The organism is Rhodococcus sp. 06-1474-1B (assembly GCF_002258885.1).
Lineage (GTDB): Bacteria > Actinomycetota > Actinomycetes > Mycobacteriales > Mycobacteriaceae > Rhodococcoides > Rhodococcoides fascians.
This window is the reverse complement of the sequence record NZ_NOYR01000032.1, coordinates 136,400-156,554: the sequence shown is the minus strand read 5'-3', so window position 1 is coordinate 156,554 and position 20,155 is coordinate 136,400. Positions and strand designations below refer to the sequence as shown.

Below are 20,155 nucleotides of genomic sequence, written 5' to 3'. Positions count from 1 at the left end.
CAGATCGTTCCGCGTCGGCTGTGTCCGGTTCAGTCCTCGCCGAGATCCTCACGCAACTGAGCGAGCGTGCGCGCCAGAATGCGCGACACGTGCATCTGCGAAATTCCTACCTTTTCGGCGATCTGCGTCTGAGTCATGGACCCGAAGAACCGGAGCACCACGATGCGACGCTCGCGCTCGGGCAGCTTCTCCAGTGCGGGCCGCACAGCGAGGTAGCTTTCCATCTTCTCGAGTTCCGGGTCGTCGGCACCGAGCGTGTCCATCAGCGGAAGGCGATCCTCGCTCACCACCGAATCGACCGACACGGTCTGATACGCGCTGCGGGCCAGCAGTGCCTGCGATGCTTCTTTGACGTCGATCCCGAGTTCGGCGGCGATTTCGCTCGCGGTCGGGGCGCGGCCGAGCTTCTGCGACAACGATCCCACCGCCTGCGAGATCATCGAGTTCAGCTCTTTCATGCGTCGCGGCACCCGTACCGACCAGCCGGCGTCGCGGAAGTAGCGACGTGCTTCGCCCATGATGGTGGGGACGGCGAACGAGACGAAATCCGACCCACGCTCGATGTCGAACCGGTCGACTGCATTGACCAGACCCAGCCTGGACACCTGCAAGAGGTCCTCGTGCGCTTCACCGCGCCCACCGAATCGGCGCGCGATGTGTTCGGCGAGAGGAAGGCAGCGCGTGATGATGCGGTCACGCAGCACGGAACGCTGCGGTGAATTCTCGTCCAGCGCCTGCATCTGCTGGATCAGTGCGACCACGTCGCTGTAATCGTCGGACTCTCGCCGTGTGCTTCGTTCCTGCGGCACCGGCACTAGACCTTGCTCCTCCGCTTGACCACGTCGATCGCGACGGTGCGGCCGGCAACGTCGTCGATCGCGTCGTCGGCGCGGAGTTCGATGGAGTCTGCGAGAGTTTGCAATACGTGCCAACCGAAGCTGTCCTGCTTCGGGACCGACGTCGGAGTCAGTGTGGACGTCACGACGATTCGGATCCCGGCATCGTTGACGGAGAACCTGCACGAGAGTTCCGCGTCGGCGACCGAACCTTTGATGAGCTGGGAGCACACCTCGTCTACGACGAGTTTCACGTCGGCGATGTCGTCGAGAGTGAAGTCACTGAGCACCACGAGAGTCTCCGCGACGGCCCGCACCACCGGCAATTGGTCGGCTTCGGCGCGCACCCTCAGCTCGACCGGTGCACCGGAATCTCGCTCCAGTTCTTCGATCTTGCTGACCCCAGCCATCCGCACTTCCCATCGTCGCCAAGCAGTTCGTTTCTCGTGTGCCGAGCAAGACTACCCAGCGGGGAAGCTTTCAACCCTCGCAGTACACGAGTGTCGCCCCCGAACGCACCGCGGAACGAACCTGCGGTGAACGGCCGACCGGTGCGGGTGACGTGCGCCCGTCGAACTGGCACGATCGACACCGTGGCACATTCGGATGAGGATTACTCGCAGGCCCTACGAACTCTCGCCCAGCGGCTCGGTACGTCGACGTCGTACCGAGGCTGGGACTACACCCAGCACGACGTGAGCGACGCGACCCTGCGGCAGGTATTGGCTGCACGCGGTTACGCGACCGAGACCACCGAGGATGTCGATCGGGCACTGGAGGACATCGAGAACGCACCGTGGCGTCGCCTGCTTCCTCCTGTGGTCGTCACGACCCAGGGCACCGAGGCGACGGTGTGGGTGCATGTGCCACACGGCAATCCGGTGGAAGTGTCGATGGTGTCCGAGGACGGCGACGCCATCGAGGTACCGCAGGCCGACGTCTGGGTCGATCCGCGCGAGGTGGACGGACGGCTGATCGGACGTGCCACGTTCGTGGTGCCCGGCGATGCCCCGCTGGGATGGCACAGCCTCACAGCGACGACGATCGGTGAGGACAACACCGTCCGAACCTCGGACACGGTCGTCGTGGTCACACCGAAGTCGTTGTCGCCCAATGCCGAACTCGCCGACAGGCAACGTACCGGTCTGCTGGCACAGCTGTACTCGGTGCGCTCGACGCGTTCGTGGGGCATCGGTGACCTCGCCGACCTCGAGGACATGGTCGACATCGCCGGCCGCGTGCATGGATTCGACTATCTGCTGGTCAATCCGCTGCACGCCGACCGGCCGACGACGCCCGTGGAGGCCTCTCCGTATCTACCGACCACGCGACGCTTCTTCAATCCGCTGTACATCCGAGTCGAGAACATCCGAGAGACGGCGCTGCTCTCGCCCAAGCAGTTCGGCAAGATCCAGGATGCCGCGGCTCGATTCGACAAGGCGAACGTTCGCACCAAGAAGCTGAACCGGGACGCGACGTTCAAGGCCAAGCTCCGCGCCCTCGAACGCGTCCACAAGGTCGAGCGCAGTCCGGCCCGCGAGTCCGCGTTCCGGGCGTTCGTCGAACGCGAGGGCACCGGGCTCCGGGATTTTGCGGTGTGGAGCGCGCTGGCGGAGAAGTTCGGCCCGAACGATCCCGCATGGACCGATCGCGCAGCGCACCCACGCACCGATTTCGTCCTCGAACAACGCGCAAAGCTGGCCGGGCGCATCGACTTTCACATGTGGCTGCAGTGGATCTGTGACGAGCAACTGGCCGCTGCCCAGCGGGCCGCGCTCGACGCCGGGATGGATATCGGCGTCATGCACGACCTCGCGGTGGGAGTCGCCCGCGGCGGCGCCGATGCGTGGACGCTCGGCGACGTACTGGTGTCCGGAGTCACCGTGGGAGCGCCGCCGGACAACTTCAACCAGCAGGGCCAGAACTGGAATCAACCGCCATGGGATCCGGATCGACTGCGCGAGATGGCCTACGTCCCGTACCGAGACATGCTGCGCACGATTCTGCGTCACGCCGGGGGCATCCGCGTCGACCACATCCTGGGCCTGTTCCGGTTGTGGTGGATTCCGCAGGAGGCCGAGAACGCCGGCGGCGGAACGTATGTCGAATACGACCACGAGGCGTTGATCGGCATCCTCGCCCTCGAAGCCGAGCGCGCGGGCGCGGTAGTGGTCGGCGAGGACCTCGGGGTGTTCGAGCCGATGGTGCAGGAATACCTCACCGAGCGCGGAATCTTCGGCACCTCCATCCTGTGGTTCGAGGCCGATGATTCCGGGCCCATCCCGCCCGAGGACTACCGGACTCTGTGCCTGACGTCGGTGACGACGCACGACCTGCCTCCGACAGCCGGATACCTCGAGGGCGAGCACATCGAACTGCGATCTCGACTCGGCCTGCTCGAGCGCGACATCGATGCCGAAAAGGAAGTGGATTCCCGTGCGCGAGAGGCGGTCCTGGACCTGGCCCGCACCCGTGGATTACTCGCTGCCGATGCCGACAACCACGAGACCGTCGAGGCGTTGCACCGGCTGGTCCAGCGCAGCCCGTCACTGCTGATCGGCGTCGCTCTCGTCGACGCGGTCGGTGAACATCGCATTCAGAACCAACCGGGTACGGACGAGACCCAGTACGGCAACTGGAAGGTCCCGCTCGCCGACTCCGACGGCTCGGCAGTGCTGGTCGACGACCTCGCCGAACACCCGCGATTGGTGTCGCTCGTGCGGGCAATGGCAACCGAGTCGTCGGACCGATGACACGAGGGTCCACAATCGAGGTATGAGCTTTCGACGTCGCCGCGTATCGAGTCGGCACTGATGGGCCGGATCACCGCTCGCAGACCCGTCGTCCGAATACGCGGCGAACACCGAGTCGACCGTCCCGACACCTTGGTGGTGGAGGAACCGATGGAACTGCGCGTCGACGGCAGAGCCCTTGCCGTCACGATGCGTACGCCGGGACACGACGTCGAACTGGCCCACGGTTTTCTGCTGACCGAGGGCGTCATTGCATCGCGTGCCGATATCGCTGCGGCACGGTACTGCGACGGCGTCGACGACGAGGGCGCGAACACCTACAACGTCCTGGACGTCACGCTGGCACCGGGCGTGGCAGCCCCCGAGACCGGGGTGGAACGCAATTTCTACACGACCTCGTCGTGCGGGGTCTGCGGCAAGGGGTCACTCGACGCAATTCGGTTGCGCACCAAGCATTCTCCTGCTGACGACGACGTCGTTGTGACGTCCGATACCCTTGCCGGGCTACCGGACACCCTGCGCGCAGCGCAGAAGGTCTTCGACACCACGGGCGGCTTGCACGCTGCGGCGCTGTTCACTGCGGACGGCGACATGCTCGTCCTCCGCGAGGACGTCGGCCGCCACAACGCGGTGGACAAGGTCGTCGGCTGGGCCACCGAGCACGATCGAGTTCCGCTGCGCGGCACGATATTGATGGTCAGTGGCCGCGCCTCGTTCGAGCTGGCGCAGAAAGCGGTGATGGCCGGGATCCCCATACTTGCTGCGGTGTCCGCACCGTCGTCTCTCGCGGTCGATCTCGCGACCGAATCAGGACTGACGGTGATCGGCTTTCTCCGCGGCCGGTCGATGAACATCTACTCCCGCGCCGACCGCGTCCTTGTGTCAGACGGTGTCTCCTGAGTCGTTCCGCAGGCTCCACTCCCTAGCAACATCGACGAGTAGCTCGGCTGCGGTGGCGTTCCTCACCTCGTCCACCGAGATTCCCGGCGCGGTCTCGACGAGGCGCAGTCCGTCGTCGGTGACGTCCAGAACCGCCATGTCCGAGATGATCCTGTGCACGCAGCCCTTTCCGGTCAGCGGCAGAGTGCAGGACTGCAGAATCTTCGGTTCACCCTTCCGGGAGACGTGCTCCATCATGACGATCACGCGACGGGCACCGTGCACCAGATCCATGGCACCACCCATCCCCTTGACCATGTGCCCGGGGATCATCCAGTTCGCGAGGTCGCCGGTGGCGCTGACCTGCATAGCACCCAGCACGGCGACGTCGACCTGGCCGCCGCGGATCATTCCGAACGACTGCGACGAGTCGAAGTAGGACGAGCCGGGAAGCACCGTGATGGTTTCCTTGCCCGCGTTGATGATCTCGGGATCGAGTTCGTCCTCGGTGGGATAGGGGCCGACGCCGAGCACGCCGTTCTCGGAATGCAGAATCACCGAGACGTCGGTCGGAATGTAGTTGGGCACCAGGGTCGGCATGCCGATTCCGAGGTTGACGTACTGCCCGTCGCCGAGCTCCTGCGCCACCCGGGCGGCCATCTGTTCGCGGGACATCTTCTCGCTCATGCTCGTACCGTCCTCTGCTCGATGCCGACCTCGACCGGGCCGACATGCACGACCCGCTGCACATGGATGCCCGGGGTGTGCACCTCGTCCGGACCGATCTCCCCCGGCTCGACCAGGTGCTCGACCTGCGCCACGGTGATCCGACCCGACGCGGCGGCGGGTGGATTGAAGTTCCGTGCGCTGGCGTGGAACACCAGGTTTCCGTGCCTGTCGCCCTTCCAGGCGTGGACCAAGGCGTAGTCCGCGACGATGCCGCGCTCCATCACATAGGTGACCCCGTCGAATTCCCGGGTCTCCTTCGGCGGACTCGCCACGGCGATGCCGCCGCTGCCGTCGTAGCGCAGCGGCAAACCGCCGTCGGCCACCTGCGTCCCGACACCCGCGGGGGTGAAGAAGGCCGGAATACCGGCACCACCGGCTCGCAGCCGCTCGGCGAGGGTGCCCTGCGGGGTCAGCTCCACCTCCAGTTCGCCGCCGAGGTACTGCCGTGCGAATTCCTTGTTGGATCCCACGTACGAGCTGATCGTGCGCCGAATGCGGTGCTGCGCCAGCAGCACTCCCAGACCGAAGCCGTCGGTCCCGCAGTTGTTGCTGATGGTTTCGAGGTCGGTCGCTCCCTGCTCGAGCACCGCGGCGATCAGGATCTCCGGCACTCCCACCAACCCGAACCCGCCCACGGCGATCGACGACCCGTCGGGGATGTCCGCTACCGCTTCTGTGGCACTGGCCACGACTTTGTCCAACATGGCAGCGACGGTACCCGACAATGTGCGTTATGTGAACAGGTTGCCACCATGCGAACACCTGTATACGGTGGCGAGTGCGCTTGATCACCACGACCGTCAGGAGCTGTCGATGCTTCATCTCCCACCCGAGTACCGGGACCAGACGGGTGTCCATGCACCACGCGACTTCGCTGAGTACCAGACCACTGCCCTGCGGCATCCGGCGCAGCCGTTGACGCTTCTCCCCCAACGATTGACCGAGATCACCGGTCCGGTTCTGGGCGAGGGACGGGTCACCGACTCCGACGCCGACCTGACTCTCGCGCGAGGTGGTGAAGCTCAGGGGCAACGCATCATCGTGCACGGACGAGTGCTCGACAGCGACGGCAGAGCGATCCCGAACACCCTCGTCGAGGTATGGCAGGCCAACGCGGGCGGGCGTTACCGACACTCGGGTGATCGCTGGCCTGCACCTCTCGACCCACATTTCGACGGCGTGGGCCGAGTACTCACCGATGCCGACGGCCGATACCGGTTCACCACGATCAAACCGGGCGCGTACCCCTGGGGCAACCACCACAACGCATGGCGGCCTGCCCACATTCACTTCTCCCTGTTCGGTCACGCATTCACCCAGCGGTTGGTGACGCAGATGTACTTCCCCGACGACCCCATGTTCTTCCAGGATCCCATCTACAACGCAGCCCCCGAAGACGCGCGTGCTCGCATGATCAGCACCTTCGATTACGAAGCATCACAACCGAACTGGGCTCTCGGGTTCAGGTTCGACATCGTTCTGCGCGGACGCAACGCCACCCCGTTCGAGGAGGACGACCACGATGACTGACCCCGAGTTCGCTCCCCGGTACCCGGTGGTGACCGGTGCCGATTTCACCACCGCACCGTTCGGTCAGACGCCTTCTCAGACGGTCGGGCCGTACGTCCACATCGGTCTGCTGTGGCCGGACGGACAGGACGTGGTACCTCCCGGCACCGCCGAGGCGATCATCCTGACGTTCACCCTCGTGGACGGGGCTCGTCAACCGGTGTCCGACGCGATGATCGAGACCTGGCAGGCCGACTCCGACGGACGCTTCGACCATCCGGACGATCCACGGGGTGCCGTGGCACCACGTGTCGCAGGTTTCCGCGGCTTCGGTCGAGCATTTGCCGATGCACGGGGAACGATGACGATCACGACCATCAAGCCGGGGCCGTTGCCCGCCGAGAACGACCTCGTCGAAGCACCCCACATCGACGTCGGAATCTTTGCCCGCGGAATGCTCGAGCGGGTCGTCACGCGGATGTACTTCCCGGACGAGGCCGAGGCCAACGAAATCGATCCGGTGCTGTCCGACTTGCCCGCCGACAAGCGAGCCCGACTCGTCGCCACCACAGTGGACGGCGGCTACCACCTCGATATCGTGTTACAGAACACCGATCCGGACGGAGACGAGACCCCGTTCTTCGCGCTGTGATGCACGCTCCCGAACTGATCGACGATGCGGTGAAAGAGGACCATGGCTTCCGATAGAGGGGCACTGTTCGATCCGACATTCGGCAGCGAGATCATCGCACCGATCGTCGGCGACCGAGGCTGGGTTCGGGCGATGTTCGACGTCGAGGCAGCCCTCTCCCGGGCCGCTGGCTCTGTCGGCGTGGTCGACGCGAAGCATGCGGACATCATCACCGCGGTCGCGGCAGAGCTGGGTGAATCTCTGGACATCACAGCACTCGGAGCGGCTGCAGCGGCCGGTGGGAATCCGGTGATACCACTGGTGAAAGTACTGCGAAACGCGGTGTCCGAGCGCGGAGTTCCTGCTGCTGCAGTGCACCCCGGGGCGACCAGCCAGGACATCATGGACACCGCGTCCATGCTCGTCGCACGTGACGCACTCACGGTCGTCGAGGCGTCGCTCGGTGATGCACATACCGCGGCGCGAGGCCTGGCGCTGGCGCACCGAACCACTCCTATGGTCGCGCGCACCCTCGGCCAGCAGGCGTTACCCACTACTTTCGGGCTGGTGGCCGCCAATTGGGCTGGGGCGCTGCATCGTTCGAGTCACCGTCTCGCTGCGGTTCGGCGGTCGTGCTGTGTGCAATACGGAGGTGCCGCCGGAACGATGGCCGCCGTACATCCGCACGGTCCGGCCATTGCCGCCGCGCTCGCGGAAGCACTGGATCTGGCACCACAGACTGCGCCCTGGCACACCGACCGCGTCACCGTCGCAGATCTGGCGTGCGCGTTGGGTATTGCCGCGGGCTCCATTGCGAAGATCGCCGGGGACATCGTGTCGATGTCCGCCACCGAACTGGCCGAGGTGTCCGAGAACGCGCCGGGAGGTTCGTCGGCAATGCCACACAAGCGGAACCCGATCGCCGCCATCACCGCGCGGGCTGCGGCCCGCCGGGTGCCGGGAGCCGTTGCGACAGTGCTGGCGAATATGGACCACGAGCAGCAGCGCGCCGCTGGCCCGTGGCACGCCGAATGGGAGACCGTCACCGATCTGCTACGACTCACCGGCGGCGGTGCGCATCGTATTGCGACGAGCCTCACGGGTCTGCATGTGCATCCAGATGCCATGGCGCGCAACCTCGAAGCGACGGGTGGTGCACTACTCGCCGAACGGGTCACGGCGGCGCTGGCACCGCACACCGAGCGCGCCCGCGACATCGTCACCGACCGATGCGCAGCAGGTGCGCCACTGGACACGGATCCCGCCATCACCGCCTTCCTGACGCCGGCGGCGGTGCGCGAGATGTTGAATCCAGCAGGCTATGTGGGTCACGCACCCGACTTGGTCGACGTCATCCTCGCTGCGTGTGCACCGGACACCGAACGCCCCACGGACTCGAAGGACATCTGATGACAGTCACTCTGGCTCACCACCGCACCGAGGGGCCGCACCCCGATGCGGATACCGTCGTGCTGATCGGCTCGCTCGGCTCGGACCGATCGATGTGGGACCCGCAGGTGGGCGCACTGTCGGCTTCTGTCCACGTGTTGACGGTCGATCTACGGGGACATGGTCGATCACCGGTACCGCCCGGCCCCTATTCCGTGGCCGATCTCGCCGGTGACGTTCTTGCACTGCTGGATTCACTCGCTCTGGAACGCGTCCACGTGGTCGGACTCTCCCTCGGCGGTGCCGTCGCTCAATGGATTGCGATTCATCGCCCCGAGCGGGTGCGCACTCTGTCTCTGCTGTGCACGTCCGCCAAGTTCGGTGAAGCCGCTCAGTGGATCGACCGTGCCGCGACCGTCCGCGCCTCGGGGACAGCAGCACTCGCGGACGCTGTACTCGCACGGTGGTTCACGCCCGAACTCGCCGCCCGCGACACCGATCTCGTCGCACGGTGTCGACGCATGATCGCCGAGACCTCCGACGAGGGGTACGCGGCATGCTGTGAGGCGTTGTCCGAGTGGGATTCTCGCGCGGACCTCGCCAGGATCGCCGCTCCCACCCTCGTGATCGCGGGCCGACAGGATCCGTCGACCACTCCGGACGATCTGCGCTTCATCGCCGACGGCGTTGCAGGATCGACGCTCCTGACACTCGACCCGGCCGCACATCTGGCGAACGTCGAACAGGCAGGCCGCGTCACGGCGGCCATTGCCGCTCACGTCGGAGCGAATGCGTACTCCGCCGGACGGTCCGCGGCGCACGACACCGGAATGGCAGTACGGCGCAGTGTGCTCGGTGACGCCCACGTCGACCGCAGCATCGCATCGAGAACCGAATTCACGGCCCCGTTCCAGGATTTCATCACCCGAACCGCATGGGGCGACGTCTGGGCTCGTCCCGGACTCGACCACCACACCCGCCGACTGCTGACTCTGGCCGTTCTGACGGCCCTGGGTAACCACCACGAACTCGACATGCACATCCGAGCGGCGTTGCGTGCCGGTATCGCACCCGACGAACTCGCCGAGGTGTTCTTGCACACCGCGGTCTACGCGGGAGTACCGAACAGCAACAACGCTTTCGCATTGGCTCAGGCCGCCATCACCGAGAGCGAAACCTCGTGAGTGCCGCGGACACACCGCCGTCCTCGGATTACGTCCAGTCTCTCGGACGCGGCTTGGCAGTGATCAGAGCCTTCGACGGTGAGCATCCGCGTCGAACGCTGGCCGACGTGGCCCGAGCGACCGACCTGACCCGCGCCACCGCCCGACGGTTTCTGCTCACGCTCGTCGAACTCGGATACGTGCGTACCGACGGCTCGATGTTCTGGCTCACCCCGCGCGTACTCGAATTGGGGTACAGCTATCTGTCGAGTCTCTCGCTCCCCGAGGTCTCGGGCCCCCATCTCGAGGCGCTCGCCGAACGAGTGCGTGAATCGTCCTCGGTGTCGATACTCGACGGTGACGATGTGGTGTACGTCGCCCGGGTTCCGGTCAGCCGCATCATGACCGTCGGCATCAACATCGGCACCAGGTTTCCGGCGTTCGCAACCTCGATGGGGCGGGTGCTGTTGGCCGGTCTTCCCGAGGACGAACTGGATGCGTACCTGGAGCGAGTGCGGTTGACGCCGTTGACGGGCAAGACCATCACGACCGCGGCCTCGCTCGCGCGGGAACTCGAACGAGTGCGGGTCGACGGCTTCTGCCTGGTGGACCAAGAACTCGAAGAGGGACTGCGTTCGATCGCCGCACCCATCCGCGACAACACCGGCGTGGTTGTCGCGGCAGCCAACGTCTCGACTCAAGCTGCACGTCATTCTGCGGACGCCGTGCGCGCCGAACTACTCCCGGCCTTGCTCGACGCCACCCGCGCCATCGAGACCGATCTGCTCCGGGTGAGTACCGGAGCCAACGACAAGCGAGGAAACACCCATGCCTGAAGCCGTGATCTGCGAACCCCTGCGTACCCCCGTCGGCCGGTTCGGTGGCCAGTTCCGCGACATTTCCGCCCAGGCCCTCGCGGCCACGGTCATCACCGAACTCGTCGCGCGAACGGGTATCTCCGGAGCGGACATCGACGACGTGATCCTGGGCCAGGCGTCACCGAACGGTGATGCACCGGCCATCGGTCGAATCGCCGCCCTCGACGCCGATCTCGGCATCGATGTGCCCGGCATGCAGATCGACCGACGCTGCGGCTCCGGCCTTCAGGCAGTACTGCAGGCGTGCATGCAGGTGCAGTCCGGCGGCAACGACCTGGTTCTGGCAGGCGGCGTCGAAAGTATGAGCCAGACCGAGTTCTACGCGACCGGCATGCGGTGGGGCGTCAAGGCCGAGGCGGTCGCCCTCGCCGACCGACTTGCGCGGGCCCGAGTGACGGCGGGTGGCAAGAACTTTCCGGTGCCCGGCGGCATGATCGAGACCGCCGAGAATCTTCGCCAGGAGTTCTCCATCAGCCGCGCCGATCAGGACGCGCTGGCCGTGCAGTCGCATCGGCGGGCGGTCGCCGCGCAGAACAGCGGCGTGTTCGCCGAGGAGATCGTGGGTGTGTCCGTCCCCCAGCGTAAGTCGGAACCTGTTCTGGTCTCGACCGACGAGCATCCACGGGCCGACACGACCGTGGAGTCGTTGGCGAAGCTGAAGGCAATCCGTGCATCGATCGATCCCGAATCGACGGTCACCGCGGGCAATGCCAGCGGGCAGAACGACGGTGCCGCGATCGCCATCGTCACCACCCCCGAAAAGGCTGCGGCGCTGGGACTTCGACCACTGGCGCGACTCGCGAGCTGGGGCGTCGCCGGAGTCGCTCCGCGCACCATGGGAATCGGCCCGGTGCCCGCCAGCGAGAAAGCGCTCGGACGCCTCGGGCTCACTCTCGACGACATGGGCGTCATCGAACTCAACGAAGCCTTCGCCGCCCAGGCGCTGGCCGTGACTCGGTCCTGGGGTATCGAGTCGGACGACCCGCGGTTGAATCCTCACGGTTCCGGCATCTCGCTCGGCCACCCGGTCGGGGCCACCGGTGCCCGAATCCTTGCCACCCTGCTCCGTGAAATGGACCGCCGAGAAGTCCGCTACGGACTCGAGACGATGTGCATCGGCGGCGGACAGGGCCTGGCCGCGGTGTTCGAGCGACTGTCCTGATCGCTACTCACTGCTGTAGTTGCGCAGCCAGGCGCACAGCCGAGTTGGTCTCCCCGTAGCCTTCGTACCCGCCTACCCGCTGCACCACCTCGAAGAAGAGGTCGTCGCCCACGGTGCCGGTGAAGAAGTGGAAGAACTCGCCGCCTGCGGAGTCGGCGTCGTACAGGATGCCGAGCCGCTGCATCGCGTCGAGGGTGTCCGGACCGAGGCCGAACCGTGCGTTCAGGTCGCGATAGTAGTTGGGCGAGATGCGCAACGGCGTGAGACCGCGTTCGGTCATTGCCTCGGCCGCGGCGTAGATGTCCTCGCATCCGAACGCCACATGTCCGACGCCTCCGCGGCGGGCGGCGGGCAGGGGGTCGGCATCGGACGGGCGACCGGGAACCATGTTGAGCGACAGGCGAATGGTGCCGTTCGTGGTCGTCAGGGTGAGGGCCTGGCTTCGCACCAGTCCGATCGCGTCCACGACGTCCTGACCGTCCCGGGGCACCATGCCGAACACCGAGCGGAGCAACAGCATCACGCCGTCCCAGCTTTCCGCCGGGACCGCGAGGGCGATGTGGTCCACGTGCGAGACCAAGGGCTTGTCCTGCGGCACAGGCACTCTGGGAGCAAGGTCGAATGCGGACTGCCAGGCACCGGCGCTGTCTCGGGTGCGTAGGTCGAGCGAGGTTGCACCGGTGACGGCGAGCCGCACCACCGCGTCGGTCGCGTCGGCCACGCCCGGCATGGTGACCGTCGCGGCGGGGACCCCCAGGGCGCGGGCTCTGGTCAACCACAGATCGGGCCGCTCGCTGCGGACCCCGATCTGGGCCAGTGCGGGCAGGTGGGCGGGGACGCCCGGTGCCGTCCACAGGGTGTCGACGGTCGTGTCGACCGCGACTGCGAGTGGGCCCTGGGTGAACAGCGACAGTCCGTGTTCGCTGTGCGCGGCGGTGAGGTCGAAGCCGAGGTGACGCAAGGTGGTGCCCAACTGGGCGGCCTTGGCAGGGCCCGCGGCGATACGTAGGGACACGATGTTTTCGATCGGGCCGGGCGGAGGCGGGGAGAACAGATCGGGATTCGGCACGACGGTGTCGACGCTGCGGACCTGCTCCTGCAGGTGGAGCAACGAACGGTGTGCGTCCGACGCCGTTCGGCCGGTGTCGGAATGCCGGAAGACGTCGTTGAAGATCTCGAGAGACCACGGGCCCGTATAGCCCGAGGCCACGACGTGGGCTCCGAAGGTTGCCAGATCGAAGTTCCCCTGACCGGGGAAGCATCGGTGATGGCGACTCCACTGCAGGACGTCCATCACCATGTGCGGGGCGTCGGCCAGCTGCAAGAAGAAGATCTTCTCGCCGGGTATCTCGCGGATGCCGGATGGGTCGTCGCCGCGGGAGAGGATGTGAAAGCTGTCGAGACAGGTCCCGAGCGCTGGATGGTCGACCTGCCGGACGATGTCCCAGGCATGAAGGTAGGTGTCGACGTGGCTACCCCAGGCGAGCGCTTCGTAGGCCAGCCGCAGTCCGCGGCGATGTGCACGCTCGGCGAGAGTTGCCATCTGTTCGATCAACTTGTCGTCCTCGCGCACTGCACCGGCCAACGGTGACGAGCAGACCAGCAGCAGGTCGCATCCCAGCTGTTCCATCACGTCGAATTTGCGTTCGGCGCGAACGAGGTTGCGCGCGAACTGGTCCGGGTCGTCGGAGTCGGCGTCACGGAAGGGTTGGTAGAGATCGACGGTCAGACCCAGGTCTGCAGCCTTCTTCGCAATGTCTGCAGGCAGGTCCGGTGAGCTGATCAGATCCGGCTCGAACACCTCGAACCCGTCGAACCCGGCTTCGGCGATGGCGCGCATCTTCTCGTCGAGAGACCCACTGAGCGAGACAGTGGCCACCGACGTGGCAATGGCCGTCATGCGGAGGCCCCGGCGGCAGCGACGCGATCTTCGCTGTCGATGAGGGTGCCCATGTGCGCGATCATCCGATCTGCGTTCGCAATTCGGCCGGTGAATATCTCGAAGGCGTCCGCTGCCTGGAACACGGCCATGCCGGTGCCACTCAGGGTTCGGCACCCCGCTCGCGCTGCCTGCATGAGCAATTCGGTCTCGGCCGGCCTGTACACGACTTCCGAAACCCACATCTGCGGACGCAGAAATTTTTGCGGCACAGCAGATCCCGGGTGCTCGAGCATTCCGACCGGCGTTGCGTGCACCAGCCCCGACGCTGCGCTCAGCACGTCGCCGAGCCGATCGAGTCCGGTCGAGAAGATCTCGGACTCGGGGAACATCGAGGCCAGCGAGTCTCGGAGTTGCTGCGCCCGAGAACGATCGGCATCGACGAGTGTCACCTTGGCGGCTCCCCGGCGTGCCATTGCGTATGCCACGGCCGCACCTGCTCCCCCGGCTCCGAGTTGCACCACATCACTCAGATCGGCTCCCGGTAAGCCACGTCCGAAATTTCGGTCGAACCCGGACCAGTCGGTGTTGTGACCGATCGCGCGCCCGTCGGAGAACACAACGGTGTTGACGGCACCCAGACGCGCGGCATCCTCCGAGAGATCGTCGAGGCAGTGAAGGACCCGTTGCTTGCACGGGTGGGTGATGTTGAGGCCGCGAAATCCGAGGTCGGCTGCCGTGGCCACCAGACGCGGTAGGTCGTCCACGGTCAGCCCGCGCCGATCGAGATCGATGATGCGATAGAGGTAGGTCAGACCGTGCTCGGCACCCTCTCGCTCGTGCATCGCGGGCGTGAGCGATTTGCCGATACCCGTCCCGATCAGCCCGCAGAGCAGGGATTCCGGCATGTCGATCTCCTCGAGCTTTAATGTACTAATTGGTGAGTTAGCTCGACGGTACTACGGTGACGGCACGCACACACCCTTTCTCCGCAATTCGCGGCGATAGAGTCGACCCATGGCTCCGCGTACAACCGACACCTCCGACGACAGCGGACCGGCCGTCAAACGTCGGCGCAACAGCGATCTGACCCGACACAACATCCTCGAGGTAGCCACGGAGGAGTTTGCGGACAAGGGCTTTGCCGGCGCACGCATCGACGAGATCGCCGAGCGAACACACACGACCAAGCGGATGCTGTACTACTACTTCACCGACAAGGAAGGCCTGTACAAGGCCGTTCTGGAGCGGTCCTACCTCCGCATCCGCGAGCGCGAACGAGCCGTGGACGTCGAAGGACTCGGTCCGGTCGAGGCGATCCGCGCCATCGCATCGCTCACCTTCGACCATCACGAGCAGAACCCGGACTTCATCCGGCTGGTGTCGACCGAGAACATTCTGCGCGGCGAACATATCGGCACCTCCGAGGCGCTGAGCAATCTCGGTAATCCGGCCGCCGAGCTGTTGGCCTCCATTCTTGCGCGCGGGCAGGCCGACGGGCTCTTCCGAACCGATGTCGACGCGTTGGACATCCATATGGCGATCAGCAGCTTCTGCGTGTTCCGGCTGTCCAACCGATACACGTTCGAGGCACTGTTCGGTCGCGACCTCACCGACCCGGCGCACCGCACACGACTGCGGGCCATGCTCGGCGACATGATCATCGCGTTCCTCACCTCCACCGACGCCTGACACCGAGATCGAGCGACCCGCATCGCATCGGGGGTTGACACGTGGCATGGATCACGTTCAATATCTAAGAGCGCCCGGAGTTAACTATTTCGTACATTAGCGGCCGATCGGGTCGTGTATGTCGAACTGTGCGCCCGGCTTCCCGTCACACGAAAAGAGACGACACCGATGGATCCCCTCACGTCCGGTCACCCGCCCCTGCGCCCCGGAGCCAACCCGCGTAAAGCCGCAACCGCGGCCTGGGTGGGCAGCGCCCTCGAGTACTACGACTTCTTCATCTACGGCACCGCCGCTGCGCTGGTCTTCGGCCGCGTGTTCTTTCCCGGTTCCAACCCCGCCACCGGAACGTTGTTGGCCCTGGCGACTTTCGGGGTCGGATACCTGGCCCGCCCACTGGGCGCATTGGTGCTCGGTCACATCGGTGACCGTTACGGCCGCAAGAAGGTCATGGTTGCCACCGTCCTGCTGATGGGAGTCGCCACTCTCGGAGTCGGCGTCCTTCCCTCGTACGAATCCATCGGCCTCGCGGCCCCGATAGTCCTGGTCCTGCTGCGCCTGGCCCAGGGCTTCTCTGCGGGCGGTGAGCAGGCGGGTGCCAACTCCATGACCCTCGAGCACGCACCCGACCACCGACGGGCGTTCTTCACCAGCTTCACCCTCAGCGGCACCCAGGGCGGTCAGATCCTTGCCACGGCAGTCTTTCTCCCGGTCGCCATGCTCCCCGAGGACCAGTTGCTCAGCTGGGGCTGGCGAATCCCGTTCTTCCTCAGCGCCTTCGTCGTTGTCGCCGCATTCCTGATCCGGCGCTCGCTCGACGAGACCCCAGTCTTCGAGGAAGAGGTGGCGTCCGCCGAGCCGCAGCGTCTCCCGCTGACCGAACTGCTGTCCGAGCACTGGCCCGCCGTTCTTCGAGTCATGTTTGCCGCCGTGATCGCCTCGGTCAGTACGATATTCACCGTCTATGCGCTGTCGTACGCAGTCAACACAGTCGGCTTGGAACGAACTCCGATGCTGTGGGTCGGCGTACTCGCCAACGTCGTCGCGCTGTTCGCACTCCCGTTCTTCGGGTCGCTGTCCGATCGCGTCGGTCGCAAGCCGGTGTTCCTGTTCGGATCGATCGGTTGCGCAATCCTCATGTTCGGATACCTCTGGTCCATCTCGGTCGGAAACTACGCGCTCATCTTCGTCTTCGGCATCGTCATGTTCGGTTTCGTCCACAGCGCGACGGGCGGTGTCTGGCCCTCGTTCTACGGCGAGATGTTCCCGGCTCGGGTACGTCTGACCGGAACTGCGCTGGGTACCCAGATCGGTTTCGCCATAGCAGGATTCGCGCCCACCATTGCCGGTGCCATCGCCGGGGCCGAGATCGGTGCGTGGTTGCCGGTCGCCATCGTCACCGCCGTGTTCTGCGCCGTCAACGTTGCGATCGTGTCCACGTCCAAGGAGACCTATCGCACGCCCACCGACGAGCTGGGACGATCCACTCGAACGACTCGGCGCGAGTCGGTCGCTCGTACGACGTCGAACTGACCCGCGATGATCGACGGACTGCGACCGGACCGTAGCGGTGAATGGCGTGTGTACGCCGTGCGCTATGCGAGCCGAACATCCCTGCGCAGCACGCACTTCCACTATGCGGACGACCGGGGTCACGAGCCGCACCCCACCGCGTACTACGTGTGGCTCGCACTGTCGGACACCGAGACCGTCCTCGTCGACGCCGGTCTCGCACCGGCGACGGCGTCACGGATGAAGGGACTGGACTACGTCGGCTCCCCCGTGGACCTCATCGGAGAGCTGGGAATCTCCCCCGGTGACATCGACGTATGTGTGCTGACCCATCTGCACTACGACCACACCGGAGTCGTCGCAGATCTGCCGTCGGCCCGCTACGTCGTCCAGCAGAAAGAGCTCGACTACTGGAACGGTCCGTGGGCGACCCGCGTCGGGCAGGAACGCTGGTTGCACTCGCGGTCCGACATCGACCACGTCACGGGAAGTCCGCGTCTCGACATCGTCGACGGCGACCGCGAACTGGCACCGGGACTCTCGGTGCATGCGGTGGGCGGACATACCGCGGGCATGCAGGTAGTCAGCGTGCACACCGAGCGCGGGACCCTGGTGCTGGCGTCGGATGCGAGTCACTTCTACGAGAACATCGAATCCGACAGTCCCTTCGCGATTCTGCACTGCCTGCCGGACATGTTCGGCGCGTTCGACCGGATCAAGGAACTCGCCGACAGCCCCGAGCATGTCGTGCCGGGCCACGACCCGTTGGTGGCGCAGCGGTGTGCCGCGGTCGACCCGGACCTGCACCCGCACATCTCGGTCCTCGGCTGACACCCTCCCTGAAACAGAACGAGCCCCGATCATCGCGTTCGATGATCGGGGCTCGTTCCGTGTCGTGCCGGAGCTGGTCAGGCCGACTTGTCGCGTCGCTCCGGGCGTTCGGGCTTGCGCGGAACGATGGTCGGCAAGACGTTGTCGTTGACCGTCTCTGCCGTGACCACGACCTTCTCCACGTCGTCCCGGCTCGGGATGTCGTACATCACCGGAAGCAGCACTTCTTCCATGATGGCGCGCAACCCACGAGCACCGGTGCCACGCAGGATCGCCTGATCGGCAATTGCCTCGAGTGCCTCGGACGTGAACTCGAGCTCGACGCCGTCCATGTCGAAGAGTCGACGGTACTGCTTGACCAACGCGTTCTTCGGTTCGGACAGGATAGTGACCAGTGATTCCTTGTCCAGGTTGGTCACCGACGCGATCATCGGGAGACGACCGATGAACTCGGGGATCAAACCGAACTTGATCAGATCCTCGGGCATCACCTCGGCGAAGTGATCCTGCGTGTCGATCTCGGCCTTGGAACGCACCTCGGCTCCGAACCCGAGACCGCGCTTGCCGACGCGATCGGACACGATCTTCTCGAGACCTGCGAAAGCACCGGCGACGATGAAGAGCACGTTGGTGGTGTCGATCTGGATGAACTCCTGATGCGGATGCTTACGTCCGCCCTGCGGCGGGACGCTGGCCTGGGTACCTTCCAGGATCTTCAGCAGTGCCTGCTGTACGCCTTCACCGGAGACATCGCGGGTGATCGACGGGTTCTCGCTCTTACGAGCGATCTTGTCGACCTCGTCGATGTAGATGATGCCGGTCTCGGCCCGCTTGACGTCGTAGTCCGCGGCCTGGATGAGCTTGAGCAGGATGTTCTCGACATCCTCACCCACGTACCCGGCTTCGGTCAGTGCGGTGGCGTCGGCGATCGCGAACGGCACGTTGAGCATCTTGGCGAGGGTCTGGGCCAGATACGTCTTGCCGCACCCGGTGGGACCGAGCATCAAGATGTTCGATTTGGCCAGCTCGACGGATTCGCCGCGCACATCGCGCGCCTTGTCGCCGGCCTGAATGCGCTTGTAGTGGTTGTAGACAGCGACGGCCAACGTGCGCTTCGCAGCGTCCTGGCCGATCACGTAGTTCTCGAGAAAGTCCTTGATCTCGGAAGGCTTGGGCAGGTCGTCGAGCTTGACTTCGCTCGATTCGGCCAACTCCTCCTCGATGATCTCGTTGCACAGGTCGATGCACTCGTCGCAGATGTACACCCCTGGTCCTGCAATGAGCTTCTTGACCTGCTTTTGGCTCTTGCCGCAGAACGAGCACTTCAGCAGATCGCCACCGTCACCGATGCGTGCCATTCGGAGGTTCCTACTTCCTTGTCCGCGTACGACCCGGCCGACCGCATACGCGGAAGGACGGGCTACTTCTCGATCGATGGCATGCCGAGTTCGAGATGCTCCGACCGAGTTCTTGGATGCGACGCTACCCGTGTTCGCCGAACATGGGCGGGTTGTTTCCGGTGATTCGCCGCCCGTTTTCACCAATCACGGCATTCGGGGCGTGAATCGAGACAGCCGGGCCGAGTTGTCCACTCGTGCCCGGCGTCCGATCGTCTGCCGGACCGCGAGGCGATCCGACCGGTGGTACTTGCGTGCTACTTCTGAGCCGAGAGCTTGCGGTACTCGAACACGGTGTCGATGATGCCGTAGTCCTTGGCCTGCTCGGCGGTGAGGATCTTGTCGCGATCGGTGTCCTTGCGGATCACGTCGGGATCCTTGCCGGTGTGGCGGCCGAGGGTGGTCTCCATGAGTCGACGCATACGTTCGATCTCGGCGGCCTGGATCTCGAGGTCCGAGACCTGGCCCTGGATTCCGCCGCTCGAGGGCTGGTGAATCAGCACTCGTGCGTTCGGCAGAGCCGCGCGCTTGCCGGGGGTACCGGCTGCGAGCAGTACCGCGGCAGCCGAAGCCGCCTGGCCTAGGCACACTGTCGCCACGTCGGCGCGGACGTACTGCATCGTGTCGTAGATGGCCATCAACGAGGTGAACGAGCCACCGGGCGAGTTGATGTACATCGTGATGTCACGGTCGGGGTCGAGGCCCTCGAGCACCAGCAGCTGTGCCATGACGTCGTTGGCAGACGCATCGTCGACCTGGACGCCGAGGAAGATGATGCGCTCCTCGAACAGCTTGTTGTACGGGTTCGACTCCTTGACGCCGTAGCTCGAGTGCTCGACGAAGGACGGAAGGATGTACCGCGAGGACGGCAACTGGTTGGGATCGAACAGGTTTGTCATCGTTTCTCCAAGATGTGAG

At 65.2% G+C, this 20,155-nt stretch carries 19 protein-coding genes; 11 read left to right on the top strand and 8 right to left on the bottom strand.

What is annotated here, in order from left to right; all coding sequences use genetic code 11:
* Positions 1-29 precede the first annotated feature (29 nt).
* Together CH266_RS18625 and CH266_RS18620 are read right to left on the bottom strand one after the other, a co-directional pair.
* Positions 30-815: a SigB/SigF/SigG family RNA polymerase sigma factor gene (locus tag CH266_RS18625; RefSeq protein ID WP_032368200.1), complete on the bottom strand. Its 786-nt coding sequence runs from the start codon at positions 813-815 to the stop codon at positions 30-32.
* Positions 815-1,246: an ATP-binding protein gene (locus tag CH266_RS18620; protein WP_027497563.1), complete on the bottom strand. Its 432-nt coding sequence runs from the start codon at positions 1,244-1,246 to the stop codon at positions 815-817. The genes CH266_RS18625 and CH266_RS18620 overlap by 1 nt, the downstream gene beginning before the upstream one ends.
* 183 nt (positions 1,247-1,429) lie before the next feature.
* Between CH266_RS18620 and malQ the strand changes: the two genes are divergently transcribed.
* Both malQ and fdhD read left to right on the top strand, forming a co-directional pair.
* On the top strand, positions 1,430-3,589 hold the full coding sequence (gene malQ, locus CH266_RS18615) for a 4-alpha-glucanotransferase (protein WP_255175954.1): 2,160 nt from the start codon (positions 1,430-1,432) through the stop codon (positions 3,587-3,589).
* Between the two features lie 60 nt (positions 3,590-3,649).
* Positions 3,650-4,489 carry a formate dehydrogenase accessory sulfurtransferase FdhD gene (fdhD, locus tag CH266_RS18610; RefSeq protein ID WP_094715909.1) on the top strand — a complete coding sequence of 280 codons (840 nt, stop codon included), beginning with the start codon at positions 3,650-3,652 and terminating at the stop codon, positions 4,487-4,489.
* On the opposite strand, the gene CH266_RS18605 is transcribed toward fdhD, so the two are convergent.
* Both CH266_RS18605 and CH266_RS18600 read right to left on the bottom strand, forming a co-directional pair.
* Positions 4,472-5,155 carry a CoA transferase subunit B gene (locus CH266_RS18605; RefSeq protein WP_048318597.1) on the bottom strand — a complete coding sequence of 228 codons (684 nt, stop codon included), beginning with the start codon at positions 5,153-5,155 and terminating at the stop codon, positions 4,472-4,474. The two genes, fdhD and CH266_RS18605, sit on opposite strands and share 18 nt — an antisense overlap.
* The gene (locus tag CH266_RS18600; RefSeq protein ID WP_179271310.1) at positions 5,152-5,901 is read right to left on the bottom strand and encodes a CoA transferase subunit A; all 750 of its coding nucleotides are present in this window, start codon (positions 5,899-5,901) and stop codon (positions 5,152-5,154) included. Before CH266_RS18600 ends, CH266_RS18605 begins: the two co-directional genes overlap by 4 nt.
* Positions 5,902-6,010: 109 nt before the next feature.
* Here CH266_RS18600 and pcaH point away from each other — a divergent pair, with 109 nt between their 5' ends.
* Genes pcaH through CH266_RS18570 form a run of 6 tightly spaced genes read left to right on the top strand, consistent with a single transcriptional unit; the run spans position 6,011 to position 11,929 of the window.
* Entirely contained in the window at positions 6,011-6,727 is a 717-nt protein-coding gene (gene pcaH / locus CH266_RS18595; RefSeq protein WP_094716032.1) for a protocatechuate 3,4-dioxygenase subunit beta, read from the top strand.
* Positions 6,720-7,358, top strand: coding sequence for a protocatechuate 3,4-dioxygenase subunit alpha (gene pcaG / locus CH266_RS18590; protein WP_094715908.1), 639 nt, complete (start codon positions 6,720-6,722; stop codon positions 7,356-7,358). The genes pcaH and pcaG overlap by 8 nt, the downstream gene beginning before the upstream one ends.
* A 42-nt stretch (positions 7,359-7,400) precedes the next feature.
* A complete protein-coding gene (gene pcaB / locus CH266_RS18585) occupies positions 7,401-8,747 on the top strand; it encodes a 3-carboxy-cis,cis-muconate cycloisomerase (RefSeq protein ID WP_094715907.1) in 1,347 nt (448 codons plus the stop codon).
* Positions 8,747-9,910: a bifunctional 3-oxoadipate enol-lactonase/4-carboxymuconolactone decarboxylase PcaDC gene (pcaDC, locus tag CH266_RS18580; protein WP_032370216.1), complete on the top strand. Its 1,164-nt coding sequence runs from the start codon at positions 8,747-8,749 to the stop codon at positions 9,908-9,910. Before pcaB ends, pcaDC begins: the two co-directional genes overlap by 1 nt.
* On the top strand, positions 9,907-10,725 hold the full coding sequence (locus tag CH266_RS18575) for an IclR family transcriptional regulator (RefSeq protein WP_032370215.1): 819 nt from the start codon (positions 9,907-9,909) through the stop codon (positions 10,723-10,725). Before pcaDC ends, CH266_RS18575 begins: the two co-directional genes overlap by 4 nt.
* Positions 10,718-11,929, top strand: a complete 1,212-nt coding sequence (locus CH266_RS18570; protein ID WP_032390949.1) for an acetyl-CoA C-acetyltransferase — start codon at positions 10,718-10,720, stop codon at positions 11,927-11,929. Before CH266_RS18575 ends, CH266_RS18570 begins: the two co-directional genes overlap by 8 nt.
* Positions 11,930-11,936: 7 nt before the next feature.
* On the opposite strand, the gene CH266_RS18565 is transcribed toward CH266_RS18570, so the two are convergent.
* Both CH266_RS18565 and CH266_RS18560 read right to left on the bottom strand, forming a co-directional pair.
* Positions 11,937-13,829 carry a sugar phosphate isomerase/epimerase and 4-hydroxyphenylpyruvate domain-containing protein gene (locus CH266_RS18565; protein ID WP_094715906.1) on the bottom strand — a complete coding sequence of 631 codons (1,893 nt, stop codon included), beginning with the start codon at positions 13,827-13,829 and terminating at the stop codon, positions 11,937-11,939.
* Positions 13,826-14,716, bottom strand: a complete 891-nt coding sequence (locus tag CH266_RS18560) for a shikimate dehydrogenase (RefSeq protein ID WP_094621027.1) — start codon at positions 14,714-14,716, stop codon at positions 13,826-13,828. The genes CH266_RS18565 and CH266_RS18560 overlap by 4 nt, the downstream gene beginning before the upstream one ends.
* Positions 14,717-14,825: 109 nt before the next feature.
* Between CH266_RS18560 and CH266_RS18555 the strand changes: the two genes are divergently transcribed.
* The 3 genes from CH266_RS18555 (at position 14,826) to CH266_RS18545 (ending at position 17,840) form a co-directional block, all read left to right on the top strand.
* Complete coding sequence (locus CH266_RS18555; RefSeq protein ID WP_094621026.1) at positions 14,826-15,500, top strand: TetR/AcrR family transcriptional regulator; 675 nt, start codon at positions 14,826-14,828, stop codon at positions 15,498-15,500.
* A 168-nt stretch (positions 15,501-15,668) separates the two neighbouring features.
* Positions 15,669-17,030 carry an MFS transporter gene (locus tag CH266_RS18550; protein WP_032384580.1) on the top strand — a complete coding sequence of 454 codons (1,362 nt, stop codon included), beginning with the start codon at positions 15,669-15,671 and terminating at the stop codon, positions 17,028-17,030.
* 6 nt (positions 17,031-17,036) lie between these two features.
* A complete protein-coding gene (locus CH266_RS18545) occupies positions 17,037-17,840 on the top strand; it encodes an N-acyl homoserine lactonase family protein (RefSeq protein ID WP_032384523.1) in 804 nt (267 codons plus the stop codon).
* A gap of 77 nt (positions 17,841-17,917) precedes the next feature.
* Here the strand turns inward: CH266_RS18545 and clpX are convergent, their stop codons facing one another.
* Positions 17,918-19,198 carry an ATP-dependent Clp protease ATP-binding subunit ClpX gene (clpX, locus tag CH266_RS18540; protein ID WP_027497577.1) on the bottom strand — a complete coding sequence of 427 codons (1,281 nt, stop codon included), beginning with the start codon at positions 19,196-19,198 and terminating at the stop codon, positions 17,918-17,920.
* Between the two features lie 296 nt (positions 19,199-19,494).
* Entirely contained in the window at positions 19,495-20,136 is a 642-nt protein-coding gene (locus tag CH266_RS18535) for an ATP-dependent Clp protease proteolytic subunit (RefSeq protein ID WP_008715342.1), read from the bottom strand.
* Between the last annotated feature and the right edge of the window lie 19 nt (positions 20,137-20,155).